This is a genomic window from Kibdelosporangium aridum, assembly GCF_900176515.1.
Lineage (GTDB): Bacteria > Actinomycetota > Actinomycetes > Mycobacteriales > Pseudonocardiaceae > Kibdelosporangium > Kibdelosporangium aridum.
The window spans coordinates 1777776-1797281 of record NZ_FWXV01000001.1 but is presented as its reverse complement, the minus strand read 5'-3'; the positions used below and the strand labels follow the sequence as shown (position 1 = coordinate 1797281).

The window sequence follows — 19506 nt, the reverse complement described above, 5'->3', positions numbered from 1 at the left end:
TGACATCCCCTGTCAGGCGGCCTCTCGCTGAGCTATGCACCGTCGTCGCCGTCGCGCAGGGCGCTCGACGCCTCTTTCAGCAGGTAGCCCAGTGACGTCCGCAGGTCGACACCGGCCTCGTCCGCTCACAGGCCGGACCTGCGCACGCCGTCGTCTTCGAGACGAAGCCGATCGCGTTCGCGCTCCGCGACGTCATTCCCGGCACCGATCTCGCATCCGTTGCGCAGCCCGGCATCGGTGCCGCGATCTGGCTCCACATCCGTTAGCGCTTCGTCTGCCGTGTTGCGGGGGAATGGTCATGGTGCGGATGTCGCCAGGGTGAATGTCCGGGTCAGCTCGCGGGCGATTTCGTCGAGGTCCAGCGCGGGGTTGGCGACGTATTGGCGGGCGACTTCGTCGAGTGCCGCGCGGATCGTCCAGGCCATCAGTCTGGGTGAGAAGGCGCGGAATTCGCCGTCGCGTTGGCCTTGGCGCAGTCGTTCTTCCAGTGGGGTGGTGTCTTCGTCCAGGATGATCTGGGTGCGGTGGTAGATCAGGATTTCCGAGACGGCGGCGACGTGTTTGGGGTGGCTGCGCATGAAGTCCAGGTGGGACTGGATGTACGCGCGCAGCATGCCTGCCGAGGTTGTTTCGGCTTGTACGCGTGGCCACATCAGCGCCGCGCCTGCTTGGCTGACGTCGGCCAGTACTTGCTGGATCAGTTCGTCCTTGCCGGCGAAGTGATACGAGATCACGCTTTTGGAGATGCCTGCCCGCTCGGCGATCTGGTTCAGCGACGCCTGGGCGTAGCCGACGGCGGCGATGGTCTCGATGGCGCATTCCACGATCTGGGCGCGCCGGGCCACCTCGATGAACGACGGGCCGTCGCGGCCGATCGTGCGGGTCTTCGACTGCATCGCCGCAACCTAACACCCATGATCAACCACCCTGTGTGCAGGTCCGGTTACTGCGCGCGTCAGACCGGGTGGCCGGTTTTCCGGCCGTCGGGCCGAGTGGGCCTTGAGGGTGATCCGGTTCGTCCTGAGTGGGGAGGTTTGCCTGCATACGCCGGAGAATCGTCGGTGTCATGATGACAATGCTGCTGGCGGCCGGGTTTGTGGTGGGTTACGCGCAGATCGATACGGCGACCGAGCCGGTGACGGTGTTCGAGTTCGCCGTGGATGCCCGTGACGACCGGGGTGTGGTGTGGATTGCGCACCGCGGCGACACACAGATGGGATGGTTGGTCGCGCGGGTGGACTGTGTCCGCACCGACGACCAGGTGGGTGTGGTGACCGGGGTCGTCAGTGCCGCGCACGATGTTCCCGCTGTGCGTGGGGATCGGATCGCGGTGACGGTACGAGACAGTGTCATCGACCGGGTCAGCGTGGGGCCTTCGACAGGCAGGTGTCATGCCGGGCCTGCGCAGGAGCTTGCGGTCAGCCGGGGCGATTTCCGGGTCCAGTGAACGCGCAAAGCCCCGGCGGGTTGCCGGGGCTTTGCGCGTGTTCTGTAAGTCAGTCCGCGATGGGGTCTTTCCTGGGCGCGGGCCCGACGTCGACCAGTGCGGGGCGTTTGTGGCCGAACGCGTTGAGCGGGTCGATTATGGTCAGTGCCTTGGCCGCGAGGATGGACACCACGATCGCGGCGGCCATGAACGGGTAGTTGTAGAGCTGGTCCTCACCGGCCGGTGAGTAGGTCAGCACCAGGAACACCGACAGGCCCACGACGAACGGCAGCCGGTTGACCTGCCACGGCAGCGCCGCGGCGATGACGAAGCCCCACGTCAGATACCAGGGCAGGGTCGCCGGGGACAGCAGGGCGATGCACAGCAGCACGATCGCCATGCGGCGGATGGCGTCCGGGCCGCCTTCCCGCGCGGCCCACCACTGCCGCACGAAGATGTAGACCAGCAGGACCGCGCCGATGGCCCGGGTGACCATGATGAACGGTTCCTTGGACACGTTGAACAGCAGCGACGTCAGCCAGTGCAGGAATTCGCCGACCGCGGTCGGCGGGGACATCCAGTTGACGATCATCGCGGGTGCGCGCAGCGCGGGGAACCAGCCGAGGTTCACCCCGGCCGCCAGGGTCACCAGCGTGAAGGTGGTGGCGAAGATCCCGATCGAGATCGACGCGGCACGCACGAACCGGCGCCAGAACGTGCCTTTGAGGTGTTTGGCCCAGATCCACACCAGGAACGGCAGCGCGGGCGCGGCCGAGGCTTTCACCGCCATCGCCAGTGTCGCCAGGATGATGCCGATGACGTGCTTGCGGTTGAGCATGCACAGTGTGCCGGCGGCGAGCAGGCCGACCATCAGGATGTCGTTGTGCGGGCCGCCGAACAGGTGCACCACGGTCATCGGGCTGGCCACCGCGAGCCACAGCGCGACCGGCAGTTTCCCGCCGAGGTGTTTGACCAGTCCGGGCAGTGCCCAGATCAGCAGGCCGAGGCCGACCGCGAGGGTCAGGCGCATCAGGATGACGCCGAGGATGGCGTCTTCGCCGGTGATCGACACGACGCCTTTGGCCAGCAGGATGAACAGCGGCCCGTACGGCGCGGGCGTGGTCTGCCAGAACGCGTGCACGTTCTGGGAGATGTCGGGCATGTCCTTCAGCTGCGCCGGGCCGACCACGTACGGGTCGAAGCCTTGCAGCGGCAGCATTCCCTGGCCGAGGTAGGAGAACACGTCGCGGGTGAACACCGGCGGGGACACCAGCAGCGGCGCCATCCAGCACAGGGCGGCGATGAGCACCGCGCGGGCGTCGACCCGGCTGGCCAGCACGTGCCTGCCCAGGCGCACCCAGGCCCACACCACGAGCGCGAAGCCGATGTAGAGGATCGCGGTGGCGAGCATCTGGCCGTGGCCGTAGCGGATCCACGACAGCGGGCCGTCGCCCAGGATCGGGTCGCGAACGAGGATCCCGGCCGCGCCGACGGCCGTGAGCAGGATCAGGAGTGTGCCGAGTGTGCCGAGCGCGATCGTTCGCACCGGCATGCCCGTCGCGGGCTTGCCGACGCTCTCGTCGGTCTTCTCGAAGTCAGCACCCAAAGTGGTATCCAGGTTCGGCGCCGGATCTGTGGTGGTGGCCATGGCGTCTAGCAGGTTACACACCGTCTCTGACCGTGCGATGAGGGCCACCCGTGGTCAACATCACTGTCACTCCAACTGTGCCATTGGTCTTAACACCGGGCTAACACGACTATGCCGGTGTTGCGACAACTGGCACAGCGGCCAGCAGCGATTTGGTGTAATCGTGCTGCGGCGCAAGCAGTACGTCGGCCACGTCGCCCACTTCGACGATATCTCCCTGGTACATCACGGCCACCCGGTCGGCGATGTTCCACGCCAGGCCCAGATCGTGCGTGATGACCAACGCGGCCAGGCCCAGATCGGCGCGCAACCGCAGCAGCAGAGCCAGGATCTCGCCGCGCACCGAGGCATCCAGCGACGCCACCGGTTCGTCGGCCACCAGCAGCCGCGGTTGCAGCGCGAGCGCTCCGGCGATCACCACCCGCTGCCGTTGACCGCCGGACAAATGGTGCGGCAGCACGGACATGAACCGTTCCGCCGGGCGCAGTTCCGCTGCCTGCAACGCCGCGGCGACCAGTTCGCGTTCGTCGCCGGGCATGCGGTGGATGCGCAGGCCTTCGGCGATCGACTCGTACACGGTGTGCCGCGGGTTGAGCGCGCTGGCGGGGTCCTGCAGGACCAATTGGGCTTGTTTGCGGTATTCGCGCAGTCCCCGCGAGGAACGCGGCAATGGTTGCCCGTCGAACAGCACCTGCCCGCTGGTGGGCTGCTGCAGGCCGAGCACGGTGCGCGCCAGGGTCGTTTTGCCGGATCCGGATTGGCCGACCAGCGCGACGATCTCGCCGTGCCCGACCTCGATGCTGACGCTGTTGACCGCGCGAGTCCAGCCACCGCCGCGTTTACGGAAGTCCACCGTGAGGTTCTCGGTGCGCAGCAACGGTTTCCCAGGTTCCGGGATGACTTTCGGTGGCAGCCCAGCAGGGTTGGTGGTCGCCGGCGCGTAACGCGAGGCGGGGTCACCGACCGTCGGGAACGCCGCGGCGAGCGCCTTGGTGTGCTCGTGCTGCGGCTCGTGCACCACGGTGGGCGCGGTGCCCAGCTCCACGATCTGCCCGTCGTACATGACCGCCAGCCGCTGGCACATCGACCCGAGGACCGACAGGTCATGGCTGATCATCACCAGGCCGATGCCGTGCTCGGCGACCAGGCGGGTCATCAGCCGCAGCACCTGGGCTTGGACGATGACGTCCAGCGCGGTGGTCGGTTCGTCGGCGATCACCAGCCGCGGCTGGCACGCCAGGGCCATCGCGATCATCACGCGTTGTTTCTGCCCGCCGGACAGCTCATGCGGATAGGCCTGGGCTTTCTCGGCAGGCAGTTCCACCTGGCTGAGCAGTTCGGCCACCCGCGCGCCGATCTTGTCCTCGGGCACGCTGGCGTGCAGCCGCAGCGGCTCGGCGATCTGCCAGCCGATGGTGCGCACCGGGTTGAGCGCGTGCATCGCGCCCTGGAACACCACTGAGGCCGACGCCCAGCGCACCGCCCGCAACCGGCCCCAGCTCATCGTGCCGGTGTCTTCGCCGTCGAGCAGGATCTCCCCGGTCACCTCGGCGTTCTTCGGCAGCAGCCGCAGCACCGACATCGCCAGGGTGGACTTGCCGCAACCGGACTCCCCCGCCAGCCCGAGGGTCTGCCCCGGCTGCAGCGTCAGATCCACCCCGCGCACGGCCTCGTGCCCGCCGGCGTAGGTCACCCGCAGGTCACGCAGCTCCAACACCGGTGTGCTCATCGGCGCTCCCGCAGTTTCGGGTTCAACACAGTCTCCAACGCGCGTCCCACCAGGGTGAACGCCAATACCAGCAGCACGATCGCGATGCCGGGCGGCAACAGGTACCACCACGCGCCCGCGGTGATCGCGCCGCTGGAGCCCGCCGAGCGCAGCAGACCACCCCAGGTGATCTCGGTCGGATCACCCAGGCCGAGGAACCGCAGGGTCGACTCGGCCACGATCGCGGTGCCCACAGCCAGGGTCGTGTTCACGAACACCAGCGGCAGCACCGACGGCAGCACGTGTTTGAAGATCACGTGCCCGTGCCCGCCACCCAACGCCCGGGCCCGCTCGATGTACGGGCGCGCCTCCACCGCCAGGGTCTGGGCACGCACCAGCCGGGCACTGGTCGGCCACGCCACCAGGCCGATCGCCAGGATGATCGTGCCCGCACCGCCCTCCAGCACCGCGGACAGCGCGATCGCCAGCACCAGCGACGGCATGATCAAGAAGAAGTCGGTGAACCGCAGCAGCACCGCCGAGAGCCACCCGCCGAAGTGCCCGGCCAGGATGCCCACGGTGGTGCCGATCAGCATCGACAGCAACGCCGCGGCCAGCCCGACCACCAGCGAGAGCTGCGTGCCCCACAACGTCAGGGTCAGCACCGACAGGCCGTTCTCGTCGGTGCCCAGCCAGAAGTTCCCGCTCGGGGCCTCCAGCCGCGCCCCGCTCGCCCTGGTCACGTCCAGCGCCGACTCGCTGATCAGCAGCGGCGCCAGGATCCCGGTCAGCACGAACAACACCAGCACGACCAGCCCGGCCAGGCCGCCCTTGTTGGCCGCGAACTCCCGCCACACCTTGCCCGCCGCCGCCCGGCGGCGCGCCCACGCAGGACTGGTCATGACGCACGCACCCTCGGGTCAAGCACACGCAGCAGGATGTCCGCGATCAGGTTCGCGATCACCACGGTGATCACCAGCACGATGAAGATCCCTTGCAGCAACGGCAGATCCTTCGCCGCCAGCGCCTGGGCGGTCAGCTGCCCCAAGCCCGGCCACGAGTAGACCGCCTCGACCGTGATCGCCCCGGACACCACCATCCCCAAGTGCAGGAACACCAGGGTCGTGGTCGGCAGCAACGCGTTGGGCAGCGCGTGCCGGCGCCGCACCAGATCGTCACGCAATCCCTTGGCGCGCGCGGTGGTCAGGTAGTCGGAGTTCATCTCCTCCAACAGCGACGCCCGCATCACCAGCTGGTACTGCCCGTAGACCGCCAGCACCAGCGTGAGCACCGGCAGCACCATGTGGTGCGCGACGTCCAGAGCGTGCGGGAAGAACGCCTCGGGCGAGTCGGGGCTCTGCATGCCGCCGGACGGGAACACCCCGCCCGCGACCATCAGCAGCACCACACCCAGCCACCACGGCGGGATCGACCAGAACACCAGCGCCACACCGCTGGAGCCCCGGTCGAGCGGGCCGTTGCGGCGCCACGCGGTCTTCACGCCCATCCACAGCCCCAGCGCGGCCGCCAGCACCGTCGCGGTGCCCATCAGCAGCAACGTCGGGCCGATCCGCTCGCCGATGACCGCCCCCGCCGGCGCGTTGAACGCGTACGACGGGCCGAAATCACCGTGCAGCAGACCGACCAGGTAGTCCCAGAACTGCACCAGCAGCGGCTTGTCGAACCCGTAGGTGGCACGCAACTGCTCCAGTTGCGCGCCGGACACCGGACGGCCGCGGGTCATGGTCACCACCGGGTCGCCCGGCATCACCCGGAACAAAAAGAACCCCAGCACCACGACCATGAGCACGCTCATGACCGCGCCACCGATCTTCGTGAGCAGATAGCGAACGACCCCGCCACCGCGCTGCGGCGGCGGGGCCTCCGCGATCGACTCCTCGACAGGCGCGAGGAAATCGGTCACCGCTGCCTACTCCCGTTCGTCAGCAGAGCCACGGCGGCGCAGCCGCGCGAACACCAACGCACCCGCGATCAGCACCACCACACCGCCGCCGACCAGGCCCAGCACCAGACCGGTGTTGCCGCCACCACCGTCCTCGCCGGTCGAGGCCGCCGCGCCGTTGGTGCTCTTGCCCGGAGTGGCGCTGTAGTAGCCCCAGTAACCCTGCTGGTTCATGATCACGCCGCCGTCCGCGGGCTGGGTCTGGAACGGCGCCCACCGGTCGGCCCGGTAGGCCTCCAGCGGGTTGTCGTAGCCCAGCAGCACCAGCGTCGCCCGGTCGGCCAGCACCTGCTGCATCTTCTTGACGATCTCCACCCGCTTGGCCCGGTCGGTCTCCGCGACCTGCTGGGCGTACAGCGCGTCATACTCCGGGTCGCACAGGAACGAGTCCGGTGTGGCGCCCTTGCCGTCGGCGTTCGGCCGGTTGCCGCAGGTCTGCAGCGACAGCACGTAGTCCGGGTCGGGGTTGGCGCTCCACCCGGAGAACGCCAGGTCGAAGTTGCCGCCGGTGGTGGCGTCGTTGACCTTCTGGTCGGACACCATCTGCGGCTCGACCGCGATGCCGATGTCCTTGAGCCAGTTGACGATGTACTTCGAGGACTGCTCGTCCAAGTTGGTGCCCGCGTGCCCCAACAGCCGCAGCCGCAACGGCTTGCCGGTCTTGTCCACCCGCACACCGTCCGGCCCCTTGGCGTACCCGGCCGCGTCGAGCATCTGGTTGGCCGCAGCGGGGTCGAACTTCTGCTTCTGCGGCCAGTGGAACTCCGAGAACCCCGGCGGGATGTACCCGGCAGCCTCCACCGCGTACCCGCCCCACACCTTGTCCACGATCGTCTTGGAGTCGACCGCCAACGCGATCGCCTTACGCAGCTGGATGTCCTTGAGCGCCGGGTTGCCGTCCCCGATCGGGCTGCCGTCCTTGGCCGCGGCACCCGGGTTGATCAGGATCTCGTTGAGCCTGCGGCCCGCCCCCGTGTTCAGCTTGACGTTCGGGTCGTTCTTCAACGCGTCGTACTGCGCGGGCACCAACCGGCTCATCAGGTCGATGTCACCGTTCTTGAGCGCCTGCACCTCGGCGTCGACGTTCTTGTAGTAGACGAAGTCCAGCGCGTCGATCTTCGGCGCGCCCCGCCAGTAGTCCTTGTTGGCCTTCAGCTTGATGAACTGGCTGGCCTTGTAGTCCTGCACGATGAACGGGCCCGACCCGACCAGCGGCAGCGGCGGCTCGGCCTTGAAGTCGGTGACCTTCTCCCACACGTGCTTGGGCACGATCGGGATGTCCAGCGCCAGCATCGTCGACCGCGGCTGCGTCGTCTTGATCACCAGCGTCTGCGGGTCCGGCGCGGTGACCGACTCCCAGCCCTGCACGAAGCTGCCGTTCGCGGTGGCCGCCACCGGATCGGTCATCATCTTGGTCAGCGTGAACGCCGGGTCCGCCGCGGTGACCGGCTGCCCGTCGGACCACTTCGCACCCGACCGGATCTTGAACGTCCACGTCAGCTTGTCATCCGAGGTCGACCACGACTCCGCCAGACCCGGCACCGGCCGATAGTCCTTCGGGTCGTACGTGGTCAAGTACTCGTAGGTCAGCCGGGTCAGATCCGTACCCACCCGTGTGATCGTGATGAACGGGTTGAGCGAGTCCAGATCCTGCGTGATCCCCGCCCGCAGCACCTTCTCCCCCTGTGCCTGACCGGCCCCGGCCACTCCCGGCGCGATGACCGCCACCAGCGCGATCACCCCAGCCGCCCCAGCCAAGCGACGTCTGACCAGCACGACGTACCACCTCTCCTCCGCAATTCGGAAAGAAGTAACCATTCATCAACCTGAGAAGTCAATGAGTACCGGCAGATCGTGCCAAGACGTAACTTAAGGCTCTACGGTGTGCCCGTGCGGATCATGATATCGGCCGATATGGAAGGCGCGACGGGGGTCACCTATACCCAGGACGTCGTCCCCGGCACCGAGCAATGGCAACGGATGCGGCGCATGTTCACCAGCGACGTCAACGCCTGCGTCGCAGGCCTGCACGACGGCGGCGCGACCAGCGTATTCGTCAACGAAGCGCACTCATCCCAGCGCAACCTCCTGCTGGAAGACCTCGACACCCGCGCCACCATGCTCACCGGCCGCCACAAACCACTGTCGATGATGCAAGGCATCGACTCCGGCGTGGACGGCGTGGTGTTCCTCGGCTACCACACCGGCGCCGGCGTCGACGGCGTCCTGGCCCACACCTACCTGGAAAACTCCATCACCGGCGTATGGCTGGATGGCGTGCACGCCAGCGAAGGACGGCTCAACGCCGCCATGGCCGCCGAACACGGCGTCCCGGTCCTGCTGGTCACCGGCGATGACAAGGCATGCGCCGACGCACGCGATTACGTGCCCGACGCACGGGTAGCCGTAGTGAAGGAATGCGTCAGCCGGTACGCGGCCATCTGCTCACCGCCGGCCCGGACCGCTGAACTCATCCGCACCGAGGCAGCCGAGGGGATGAAGCACGCGGGCCGCTACGCCGGTGAAGCCACACCGCACCGCGTCGAAGTCGAATTCGACGCCACCCACCTCGCCCACGCCGCCGCGGTCGTCCCGACCGTGGAGCTGACCGGCGTGCGCCGAGTCGGGTTCGACGCGCCCACCATGACCGAAGCCATGAAAGCGTTCAAAGTGGTGACCGCCATCGCGGCGGGCGCCGTGGAGGGAATCTATGGATGACGTTGAAGAGTTGTGCTCACGGCTGATCCGCCTGGACACCACCAACTACGGCGGTGGCGAATCAGCCGGCGAACGCGACGCCGCCGAACTGGTCGCCACCGTGCTGTCCGCAGCGGGCATCGGGTCGAAAATCCTCGAACGCGACACACGCAGAAGCAACGTCATCGCCCGGGTCTCCGGAACAGACACCACCCTGCCCCCACTGCTCGTGCAAGGACACCTCGACGTCGTACCCGCCGATCCCGCCCAGTGGTCACGCGACCCGTTCTCCGGGGAAATCACCGACGGCTACGTCTGGGGCCGCGGCGCCACCGACATGAAGGACTTCATCGCCATGGTCCTCACCGTGCTGTCCACCTGGGCACGGGAAGACCGCAGGCCACGCCGCGACATCGTCCTCGCGTTCGTCGCCGACGAAGAAGACACCGGCGCATACGGCGCCGAATGGCTCGTCAACGAACACCCCGGCCTGTTCCACGGCTGCGGCGCCACCATCAGCGAGTCCGGCGGCTACTCCTACCACGTCACCAACGCCACCGGCGCCCCCGTGCGGCTCTACCCGATCGGCACCGCCGAACGCGGCACAGCCCACCTGCGCCTCACCGCCACCGGACGCGCAGGCCACGGCTCCCGCCGCAACGACGACAACGCCGTCATCAAACTCATCAGCGCACTGGACCGCATCGCCCACCACGACTGGCCCATCCGCCTGACCCCCACCGTGACCGCGTTCCTGCAACGCACCGGCGCCGCACTCGGCGTCGAGGTCGACCTGTCCGACGTGGACGCCACCCTCGCCCGGCTCGGCAAAGCCGCACCACTGGTGGAAAACACCGTCCGCAACTCCACCCGCCCGACCGTGCTCAAAGCCGGCTACAAGGTCAACGTCATCCCCTCCACCGCCGTCGCCGAAGTCGACACCCGCACCCTGCCCGGCACCGAACAGGAACTGCTGTCCACCATCGACGCACTGCTCGGCCCCGGCATCACCCGCGAATTCGTCTACCGCAACCCCGCCATCCAAGCCCCGGTCGACTCACCCTGGTTCGACGCCATGGCCGCCGCCATCCACGCCCAAGACCCCGACGCGGTCGTCGTGCCCTACTGCATGGGCGGCGGAACCGACGCCAAAGCCTTCGCCCGCCTGGGCATCCCCGGCTACGGCTTCGCACCGCTGTCGCTGCCCGAAGCCTTCGACTACCGCGCCATGGCCCACGGCGTCGACGAACGCGTCCCCGTCGAAGGACTGCGCTTCGGCACCCGCGTACTCGACCACTTCCTCTCCAGCGTCTAACCCAACTCCAGCTCGGGGTACCGGGCCGCGGCCGCACCATCACCAGCCGAAGCCCGGTACCAGCCATGCCCACATAACGGCAGGTCAACCACGATCTGACAAACCAGCGGCAATAATCGATTTGAGTCTCCAGTCGCTGGAAGGTTGAGGCTGATCGATGTGACCGAGTTGTTCAGCATCGGGCAGCTCGCCCGAACCACCGGCCTGCCGGTGCGCACCGTACGGTTCTGGTCCGACCTCGGCCTCGTCCCACCCGCGGGACGAACCTCCGGCAACTACCGGATGTACGACGCCGAAGCCGCGGCCCGGCTCGACCTCGTGCGCACCCTGCGCGAACTGGGCATCGACCTCGACACCGTCGAACGAGTCCTGCGCGAACAGGTCACCGTCGCCGACGTCGCCCAAGCGCACGTCCGCGCACTGGACGCCGAGATCCGCACCCTGCGGCTACGCAGAGCGGTACTCAGCTCGGTCGCGAAAAGAGGCAGTACGACCGAGGAGATGAAACTGATGCACGAACTGGCCAAGCTGTCCGCGCAGGAGCGGCAGCGGATCATCGACGAATTCGTCGATGAGGCCTTCGCGGGCGTTGAGAACAGGCCAGAAGGCGCACGCATCGCCGAAGGCATGCGCACCATGCCTGCCGAACTGCCCGACGATCCCACACCCGAACAGGTCGACGCCTGGATCGAACTGGCCGAACTCGTCGCCGACCCGTCCTTCAAAGCACGCGTCCGCGAAATGGCCGTCGCCGGCGCCAGCAACACCGAACCACCCGCACAGGCCGATCCGCAGAAGGTGTTCGAACACGCCGAACCAGCACTGGCCGCAGGCATCGACCCGGCATCACCAGAAGGCCAGGAGATCCTGCACCGGATCATCCCAGCCGACATGCCCGTCGACGAGCGCCGCACGCTCGCCGACACACTGGCCACCTTCAGCGACCGACGCGTCGAGCGCTACTGGAACCTGCTCGGCAAGATCAACGGCTGGCCCCAGCGCCCGCCATCGGTCCCGGTCTTCGAATGGGTCATCGACGCACTGCGCGCCTGACCACGCCAACCCGGGGCGAGCGTCCTTCGCGACGCTCGCCCCGTTTCTTCGACGCACACCCACCAGACGACCTGATCAACAGATACGGGCACTGACCAGCAAGAGGTAATCCCGCCCGGCGTGGCGCCCGATATGCCAGACATGTCCAGCGCCACGCCGCTCGAGCTCCCGGACCCCGCGCGATCCCAAGCGGTCCTGATCGGCACATCCATGGGCCGCCGCGAGCACGACAAGCAAGCCGAACGAGGGTTGCGCCATCTCCGAGAAGCGTTGTGTGACAAGCACATATGGGGCCTGCCGGACAAGAACTGCCACCTGCTGATCAACGCCGCCACGGCAGAAGATGTCGTGAACTACTGCCTCGCCGCCGCGAGTCGAGTAGGCAGCAACGGCAGCCTGCTCCTGTACTTCATCGGCCACAGCGAAACGGACTATGAAGGCTTCCTCCATCTCGGAGTCGACAGGACCGCACCGACCAGGACGCTGTCCATGCAACGAGTGACGCAGTTCCTCGAAGACGAGAAATCACTCAACGTCACGGTAATCCTCGACTGCTCACATGCCGGTGCCGCGACACGCTCAGGACTCTCCCCCAACATCGCCCTACTGGGAGCCACCGAAGCCCACACCCTGGCGGCCATCCACCCCGACGAGCCATACACAACATTCACCGGCAACCTGCTCTGGCTGCTGCGCAACGGAATCGACGACAGACCAGAAATCCTGACCCTGTCCGACATCCACCACGAACTGGCCAACATGCTCGCACCGAACCACCATCCACGGCCAGTCCTGTCTTTCTCCCAGCACGCGCCCAGCCGACCTCTGGTCCGCAACACAGCCAGACACCCCTCAACCAAACGCACCACCCGGGGACCCATCGAACTGGGCATCAAACCGACGCCCACCCGGCGAACACCCACCTACATCCCACGCCAACACGACCGGGCACTCCGGGCTTACCTGCTCGACACCGCATCCAGCAGCGGCCAGCTGATCGTCCTGGTAGGCGACCCCAACACCGGCAAGACCCGCAGCGCCAACGAGGCAGTCAACGCCGCTCTGCCGAGCCGGAAGGTCATCATCGCGCCACACCCTGAAGTGCTCGGCGACCTCGCCGACTTCACGTACGTCGACGAACAGGCCGTGATCTGGCTCGACGACATCGGCGCCTACCTGCCGCCCCATGGCTCTCCTGATGTCCTGGAACACCGGTTACGCACCCTCGCCGATCGCGGACTTCGGTCACCGGTGATCGCCACAGCCACCACCGAAACCTGGGCCAAACTGGCAGCTGCCGGGGGATCCAGCGTCATGTCAGCGATCGTCGTAGCCGTCGAGGCATCCTTCAACGACGAGGAAATGGCACGAGCAGCGGAGATCGCCAACACCGACCCGCAGATCGCCGAAGCGCTGGACAACGTCCAAGGGAACCGTGTCATCCAGGCCCTTATGGGCGAAGAACTGCCGCGTCCGGTTACCTGGGAACTGCGCACCCGCGGCTACGGCGACCGGCCGCCCACCACCGACCTGCTGCACCGCGACGCCATGATCGGCGCACTCACCGACCTCATCTCCCCCATCACCACCGAAGACGACGACAAATCCGGCCCGACCGTGATCGCACTCGACGGTGCGTGGGGCATCGGCAAAACCTCACTCGTCGACCTCGTCGTCCGCGAACTCAAATCAACCCCACGGCCCACACTCCAAGCCACAAAAGCAAAACCACTGAAAGTCCACGAAGCCGACCGCGCCCTCAGCGGACACGGCGATCCACTGTGGACCAAAGAGATGATGCCACGCGCCGACCCCGCGTCAGGCGACCCACCGCTCATCACCGCCCACTTCGAACCGTGGGCGCACCAGACCAGCGAACAAGTCTGGGCCGGACTGACCACCACCGTGCTCGGCGCCGTGGAGAAAACCCTTCTCCCACACCAAACCCCGGCGACCGGACGCTACTGGTTCCAACGCAACCTCGACCGCGTCGACCGGATGCGCCTACGCCGAGCCCTGCGCAAAAGCTGCCTCTCACCGCTGCTGGCCGTGTCCGTCCTCGCACTCGCCATCCCCGTCGTCGCGCAAATGGCCCGATCGACCGACACGTATCGGCTGTTCGACTGGGTGATCGCCGGATCCAACATCGCACTGCTCATCGCGGGCATCGCGTTCATCACCGGGGTAGGGCACTCCATCTGGCGATACCGCACACGCCCAGCCGCCGACTTCCTTCCCGCGGAACTCTTCGTCGGCCCCGTGCCAAGCGGAGCCACCGACGACACCATCCGCGACCCCTACCACAACGCACGCTCAGGCCAGCTTTATCTCGCCCAGCACGACGTCTTCGCCGTCCTCGACGACGTCAGACGCAGCGGCCACCACATGGTCGTGTTCATCGACGACCTCGACCGCTGCACCCCACGCACCACAGCCGAGGTGTTCGAGGCCATCAACCTGTTCGTCACCAGAACCTTCCCGGTCACCCGGTTCGTGCTCTGCCTCGACGCGACCACCGTCGCCGCGCACCTCGACGAGGTTTACGGTGCCCTCAAAGGAAAACCACTGCACGGCGACGACCCCAGCCCAGGCTGGAGCTTCCTGCGCAAACTCATCCAGCTGCCGATCACGATCCCGCCGATCGCCGCCGACAGCATTGACGGCCTGCTCAACAGCCTCCTCGGCGAGGTCGTCCAGCAGCCGCTGCCAGCACGGCCAACCACGCAAACACCGGCCAACGGCCTCCGGAAAATCACGACCGAACCGCAAGTCCTCGCGGCCTCCCCCGCGTCACCTCTGGCCACGTCGATGGTCAACGCCGTCGCCGAAGTCCTCGAACACGACGAAGACATCCGCAAACTGCTCGCCGAACGCCTCAAGGAACAATCCGGCCTCTCAGTCCGCGAAACCAAACGCATCCTCACCATCTGGCAGTACTACGTCCGCGTCCTGATCCGGCTCGATCCCGGAAACCTCGCAGAGCACGCCCGCCACCTCGTCATCCTCGCCGAGATCATCGCCCGCTGGCCCGCAGCCCAACGAGCCGTGCACCGGCGCTTCGACGGCAACCATGGCCTCACCCTGCTGGCCAGCGCCGACGGCGACTGGGAATGGGCCAAGGCAGTCCGCAGAGTCGGCCTCGACCACAAGTGCGCCGACGGCATCCGCGCCCTGCTCGACCGCTACGACGGCAAACGAGTCGCCTCAGTCGCGGAACGGCTGACCTAATACCGCCAACGGATGGCACCTCGGGGTATCCGCTCTTGTCTGCCGCGGCCGTCAAGACAGAGCACCTCGCAGGCTCGAGTTCCTTGTCCAGCACGGGAAGCGTGATACCCACAGAGAGCTGTTCCCGCTGCCGGGACCCGGTCGGGGGCTTGGGTTTTGTTTTTCGTCACGATGAAAGGTACATGGGTTGTAGTATTCAGAGCAGTCATAGGTCAGCGTCCACAGTGACGGGTTTGCCGAGGTCAAGCCCACGGAGCAACCCGCAGCTCTGGCCATTCGCGCTGCCAGCGAACCGCCTTGGCCTCGTAGACCTCGCGTGGTGCCAGCGCCCGGTTCGGTCTCAGGACCAGGTTGAACGCGTCCGCCACCCCGTACGGCGCGTAGACCTGCCACTCCCCTCCCCCATCGAGCCGAACGCCCAGACAGCAGGCAATCGACGGGAACGAGTCGATGGCATCCTCACTGGACGTGTACGGACGGCACGGGATACCGAATTTCTCCTCGTACCACAGGTGAACTCGCGCCTCGTTGCGCACCTCGACCGGAACGTCCCCGAACACCTCCCCCGCCGACCGGATCACCGCGTCCTCCGCCTCCCACGACAGATCCGTGTCGTCGAAGTAGATCAGGTCGTAGTCCTTGATGCCGTTCGTCGGCCGCCGGCCGGTCAGCACGTTCCACACCGTCTGACACACGCACCCGGCCGCCAGATACCACCCAGGCAGCGCCAGATCCGCGGCACGCCCGAGCACTTCCATCAGCGTCTCGTTGCGAGACAACACATCCCGAAGATCCACCGCGCCCCTTGTCTGTGCGTTGTGTTTGCTTTTTCGTCACAAGGTAATTAACTGTGTCCGTAGTCCCGAATGAAGTGTATGCACGTGCTTGCTAAAACCCGACTATGACCTCCCGAATCACCTGCGTGGTGCCTGCGCCAGTAGAGGTACACCCCTCCACCGACAGTTTCCGTATCACCGAGGCCACCAGAGTCCGTATCACCGACGACACCGCCACCGTCGGGCACTACCTCGCCGAAACCCTAGGCCTCACAACAGGTTCGACCGGCGAGATCACCCTGTCCCGGCAGAGCACCGCCCCGGCAGACGGTTACCAGCTCACCGTCACCAACACAGCCATCACCCTGCGCGCCAACACCGAAACCGGCCTCTTCATGGCCGTACAGACCCTTCGCCAGCTGGTGTCGGACGAAGGGATCGTGGACGGCGGCGAGATCCTGGACTACCCGAGGTTCGCCCACCGGGGCGCGATGCTGGACGTCTCCCGGCACTTCTTCACCGTCGACGAGGTCAAGCGGTTCATCGACCAGATCGTCCAGTACAAGATCAATGTCCTGCACCTGCACCTCACCGACGACCAGGGCTGGCGGCTGGAGATCACCAACTGGCCCAAGCTGACCACCATCGGCGGCGCAACCCAGGTCGGCGGCGGGCCAGGCGGGTTCTACACCCAACAGGAGTTCCGTGAGCTGGTTGCCTACGCCACGAGCCGCCACATCACGCTCATCCCCGAGATCGACATTCCCGGTCACGTCAACGCGGCCTTGGTCGCCTACCCGGAACTCACCTGCGACGGCGTCGCGCCACCGTTGTTCACCACGACCGGAACGGCCACCGGATTCAGCTCCCTGTGCACTGACAAGGAAATCACGTACCAGTTCATCGACGACGTCCTGCGTGAGGTCGCCGCCCTCACGCCCGGGCCGTACCTGCACATCGGCACGGACGAAGCCCATGCCACACCCGAAGAGGGCTACGCCAAGTTCATCCGCCGGGCCCTCGACATGGTCCAGCGGTACGGCAAACAAGCCATTGGCTGGCACGAAATCCTGCGCGCCGACCCGCCGACCGGAACCATCCCCCAGTTCTGGAGCAAGGCCGACGACGACCCCCGCGTCGCCGAGGCGGCCGCACGAGGGCACAAGATCCTGCTCTCCCCCGCCAACAAGGTGTACCTCGACATGAAGTACACCCCCGACTCCCCCATCGGGTACAAATGGGCCGGATATCTTGACGTACGCGACGTCTACGACTGGGACCCCGGCACCTATCTGCAGGGCGTACCCGAAGAGGCCGTCATCGGCATCGAAGCTCCACTGTGGGCAGAACACCTCAAACACCGCGGCCACATCGACTTCATGGCCTTCCCCCGCCTGCCCGCGGTCGCCGAGCTCGGCTGGTCACCGCGAGAAACCCATGACTGGCAAGACTTCCGCAGGCGCCTGGCAACCCACGGGCCACGCTGGACGGCCCAAGGCATCGAGTTCTACCCGTCCACCCAGATCCCCTGGGCCGTCTGAGCGTTGTGGAGCTATTTTGTCACATTGTTAATCACATAGGCCGTAGTACTAGCTACTGCACCGCTGCCGAGAACGAGTCGACGGACAGGCCGACGCCTCCGCTCCACGGTTCGAAACCGGCCTGAATGCTGGTGAGGTACCAGGAATTCGTGATCGCCCCACGGGCGCGCACGTCATTGATGAAGTCGAGCACGCTGAACGACCACGACGGGATGGGCGACGGCGCCACATACGAGATGACGTTGTTGGAGCCGTTGCTCCCCTGCCAGACCTGCCAGCTGCGGCCGCCGATCGTGGTCGTGCCGACGACCTGGCCGATCGGCTGGATCGAGCCTTGGCGGTTGAACCAGATCATGATCTCCATCTGGTTCACCCCGTCGCGCCGAGGCGTGGGGTCGAGCCAGATGTCGTAGGACGCGTTGTAGATCCCGCTGGTGTAGCGGTAGTTGATCGACGAGGTGGCGCTGCTGATCCGGCTGACCTGGATCGGCAGGTTCGTTCCCGGCGAGCAATTGGTGTAGTGGCAGCCGATGAACGCCGACGGGTACGACAGCGGCGCGCCGTTGGTCGGCTTCGAACCTTGCTGCTGCGTGATCGAGAACCCGGTCGAGGTCACGTTGATGCACTGGGTCGCCGACGAACCCCACCGGTTGTTCTGCACGACGTAACGACCTTGGATTGTCGTCGAGCCGTACTGGTCGCATATCTGCACGTCAGCCTGGGCTGGACCGGCAGGCAGCACGAGGCCGCCGAGCACGGCCAGGCTCGCCACGATGGCGCGGACTGGTTTGCGCATGGGACTCCTTCGCAGGGGTTTCTCAGGAGTGCCCCAGCATTCTGGGAGCGCTCCCAGAATGGCACAGCCCAGCAGGACTCACCAGTCGGGCTAAGCGATATTGCTATGTCCGTACCCCGCGCGATGCATGCCCAGGACGCGGTACTGGTTCGCCACCAGCAGCTTGGCCACTGGGGCGAACCAGTCCGCGGAAAACGACCCGTGCTACACGCCCGTGTACGCGTCGAGGCGTTTCACGCGTCCGGCAGGCGGTCGCCGGTGTCCTTGTCGAACAGGTGCACGGCACCTGTCCGCGGCCGCACCCCGAGCTGCTGGCCGCGACTCCAGTCCGACATGCCGGGCGTCCGCACCACGACCGGGTGCGGGGCCTCCTTGTGCTCGGTGCTCTCCCCTGCCGCGACCAGCTCCGCGTCCGACGAGCCGTACAGGTACTGGTCTGAGCCCAGTTCCTCGACCGCTTCGATGGTCATCGACAAGCCCTCGGCAGCCGCCACGATGTCCCAGCCCTCCGGCCGGATCCCGACGATCACATCCGAGCCCGTGACCGCGGCCTTCTGCGCCGGTGTCAACTGGATCGTCGCGCCGCCCAGCGCGACACCGGAGTCCGAGACGCGTGCGGGGATCAGGTTCATCGCGGGCGAGCCGATGAACCCGGCCACGAACACGTTGCGGGGCTTGGAGAACAGCCCGATCGGCGTGTCGCACTGCTGCAACAGGCCGTCGCGCATCACCGCCACCCGGTCGCCCATGGTCATGGCTTCGACCTGGTCGTGCGTGACGTAGATCGTCGTCGTGCCCAGTCGTCGCTGCAGCGACGCGATCTGCGTACGGGTCTGCACGCGCAGCTTGGCGTCCAAGTTGGACAGTGGTTCGTCCATGCAGAACACCTGGGGCTGACGCACGATCGCCCGGCCCATCGCCACGCGCTGCCGCTGGCCACCGGACAGCTTGGCGGGCTTGCGGTCCAGGTACTGCTCGAGGTCGAGCAGCTTGGCCGCCTCCTGCACGCGCTCGTCGCGCTGGTCCTTGGGCATCTTGGCGATCTTGAGGTGGAACGCGATGTTCTCGTGCACCGTCATGTGCGGGTAGAGCGCGTAGTTCTGGAACACCATCGCGATGTCCCGCGACCGCGGCTCCATGTCGGTGACGTTCTTGTCGCCGATCCAGATCTGCCCCTCGTCGACGCCTTCCAGCCCGGCGAGCATCCGCAGCGTTGTGGACTTCCCACAACCCGACGGGCCGACCAGTACGAGGAACTCCCCGTCGGCAACCTCGAGATCCAGCCCGTCGACCGCAGGCTTGTCGTTGCCGGCGTAGTACCGGGTCGCGCCCCGGAACGAGACCGTAGCCATCTT

General features: G+C 66.6%; 15 protein-coding genes and 1 pseudogene. 7 read left to right on the top strand and 9 right to left on the bottom strand.

Annotated features, from left to right (window positions below; genetic code table 11):
* Window positions 1-113: 113 nt before the first annotated feature.
* Window positions 114-257 (top strand): annotated as a pseudogene (locus tag B9C43_RS07585) (VOC family protein); the annotation flags it as partial.
* 39 nt (window positions 258-296) lie between these two features.
* Here B9C43_RS07585 and B9C43_RS07580 read toward each other — a convergent pair.
* Window positions 297-896 carry a TetR/AcrR family transcriptional regulator gene (locus B9C43_RS07580; protein ID WP_033394004.1) on the bottom strand — a complete coding sequence of 200 codons (600 nt, stop codon included), beginning with the start codon at window positions 894-896 and terminating at the stop codon, window positions 297-299.
* A 170-nt stretch (window positions 897-1066) separates the two neighbouring features.
* Here B9C43_RS07580 and B9C43_RS07575 point away from each other — a divergent pair, with 170 nt between their 5' ends.
* On the top strand, window positions 1067-1447 hold the full coding sequence (locus B9C43_RS07575; RefSeq protein ID WP_143446172.1) for a hypothetical protein: 381 nt from the start codon (window positions 1067-1069) through the stop codon (window positions 1445-1447).
* A 49-nt stretch (window positions 1448-1496) separates the two neighbouring features.
* Here B9C43_RS07575 and mptB read toward each other — a convergent pair whose 3' ends face one another.
* The 5 genes from mptB to B9C43_RS07550 form a co-directional block, all read right to left on the bottom strand.
* Complete coding sequence (mptB, locus tag B9C43_RS07570) at window positions 1497-3074, bottom strand: polyprenol phosphomannose-dependent alpha 1,6 mannosyltransferase MptB (protein ID WP_084425228.1); 1578 nt, start codon at window positions 3072-3074, stop codon at window positions 1497-1499.
* A 109-nt stretch (window positions 3075-3183) separates the two neighbouring features.
* A complete protein-coding gene (locus tag B9C43_RS07565; RefSeq protein WP_084425227.1) occupies window positions 3184-4803 on the bottom strand; it encodes a dipeptide ABC transporter ATP-binding protein in 1620 nt (539 codons plus the stop codon).
* On the bottom strand, window positions 4800-5684 hold the full coding sequence (locus B9C43_RS07560; protein WP_033393999.1) for an ABC transporter permease: 885 nt from the start codon (window positions 5682-5684) through the stop codon (window positions 4800-4802). Before B9C43_RS07560 ends, B9C43_RS07565 begins: the two co-directional genes overlap by 4 nt.
* Window positions 5681-6706 carry an ABC transporter permease gene (locus B9C43_RS07555; RefSeq protein ID WP_235038482.1) on the bottom strand — a complete coding sequence of 342 codons (1026 nt, stop codon included), beginning with the start codon at window positions 6704-6706 and terminating at the stop codon, window positions 5681-5683. The genes B9C43_RS07560 and B9C43_RS07555 overlap by 4 nt, the downstream gene beginning before the upstream one ends.
* A 6-nt stretch (window positions 6707-6712) precedes the next feature.
* Entirely contained in the window at window positions 6713-8521 is a 1809-nt protein-coding gene (locus B9C43_RS07550) for an ABC transporter substrate-binding protein (RefSeq protein WP_200825446.1), read from the bottom strand.
* A 114-nt stretch (window positions 8522-8635) separates the two neighbouring features.
* Here B9C43_RS07550 and B9C43_RS07545 point away from each other — a divergent pair, with 114 nt between their 5' ends.
* The 4 genes from B9C43_RS07545 to B9C43_RS07530 all read left to right on the top strand — a co-directional run bounded on the left by B9C43_RS07545 (window position 8636) and on the right by B9C43_RS07530 (window position 15038).
* Entirely contained in the window at window positions 8636-9463 is an 828-nt protein-coding gene (locus B9C43_RS07545) for a M55 family metallopeptidase (RefSeq protein WP_200825504.1), read from the top strand.
* The gene (locus B9C43_RS07540) at window positions 9456-10757 is read left to right on the top strand and encodes a M20/M25/M40 family metallo-hydrolase (RefSeq protein ID WP_084425225.1); all 1302 of its coding nucleotides are present in this window, start codon (window positions 9456-9458) and stop codon (window positions 10755-10757) included. The genes B9C43_RS07545 and B9C43_RS07540 overlap by 8 nt, the downstream gene beginning before the upstream one ends.
* A gap of 159 nt (window positions 10758-10916) precedes the next feature.
* Window positions 10917-11810 (top strand): helix-turn-helix domain-containing protein, encoded by an 894-nt coding sequence (locus B9C43_RS07535; RefSeq protein WP_327221884.1) that lies wholly within the window; start codon window positions 10917-10919, stop codon window positions 11808-11810.
* Window positions 11811-11951: 141 nt separating this feature from the next.
* The gene (locus B9C43_RS07530) at window positions 11952-15038 is read left to right on the top strand and encodes a P-loop NTPase fold protein (protein WP_160096395.1); all 3087 of its coding nucleotides are present in this window, start codon (window positions 11952-11954) and stop codon (window positions 15036-15038) included.
* A gap of 242 nt (window positions 15039-15280) precedes the next feature.
* On the opposite strand, the gene B9C43_RS07525 is transcribed toward B9C43_RS07530, so the two are convergent.
* Complete coding sequence (locus B9C43_RS07525) at window positions 15281-15835, bottom strand: nucleotidyltransferase family protein (protein ID WP_235038481.1); 555 nt, start codon at window positions 15833-15835, stop codon at window positions 15281-15283.
* A gap of 104 nt (window positions 15836-15939) precedes the next feature.
* On the opposite strand from B9C43_RS07525, the gene B9C43_RS07520 reads away from it, so the two are divergent.
* A complete protein-coding gene (locus tag B9C43_RS07520; protein WP_084425223.1) occupies window positions 15940-17355 on the top strand; it encodes a family 20 glycosylhydrolase in 1416 nt (471 codons plus the stop codon).
* A gap of 52 nt (window positions 17356-17407) precedes the next feature.
* On the opposite strand, the gene B9C43_RS07515 is transcribed toward B9C43_RS07520, so the two are convergent.
* Both B9C43_RS07515 and B9C43_RS07510 read right to left on the bottom strand, forming a co-directional pair.
* Window positions 17408-18151: a GH12 family glycosyl hydrolase domain-containing protein gene (locus B9C43_RS07515; protein ID WP_084425222.1), complete on the bottom strand. Its 744-nt coding sequence runs from the start codon at window positions 18149-18151 to the stop codon at window positions 17408-17410.
* A 233-nt stretch (window positions 18152-18384) separates the two neighbouring features.
* Window positions 18385-19503, bottom strand: coding sequence for an ABC transporter ATP-binding protein (locus B9C43_RS07510; protein ID WP_033393985.1), 1119 nt, complete (start codon window positions 19501-19503; stop codon window positions 18385-18387).
* Window positions 19504-19506 lie beyond the last annotated feature (3 nt).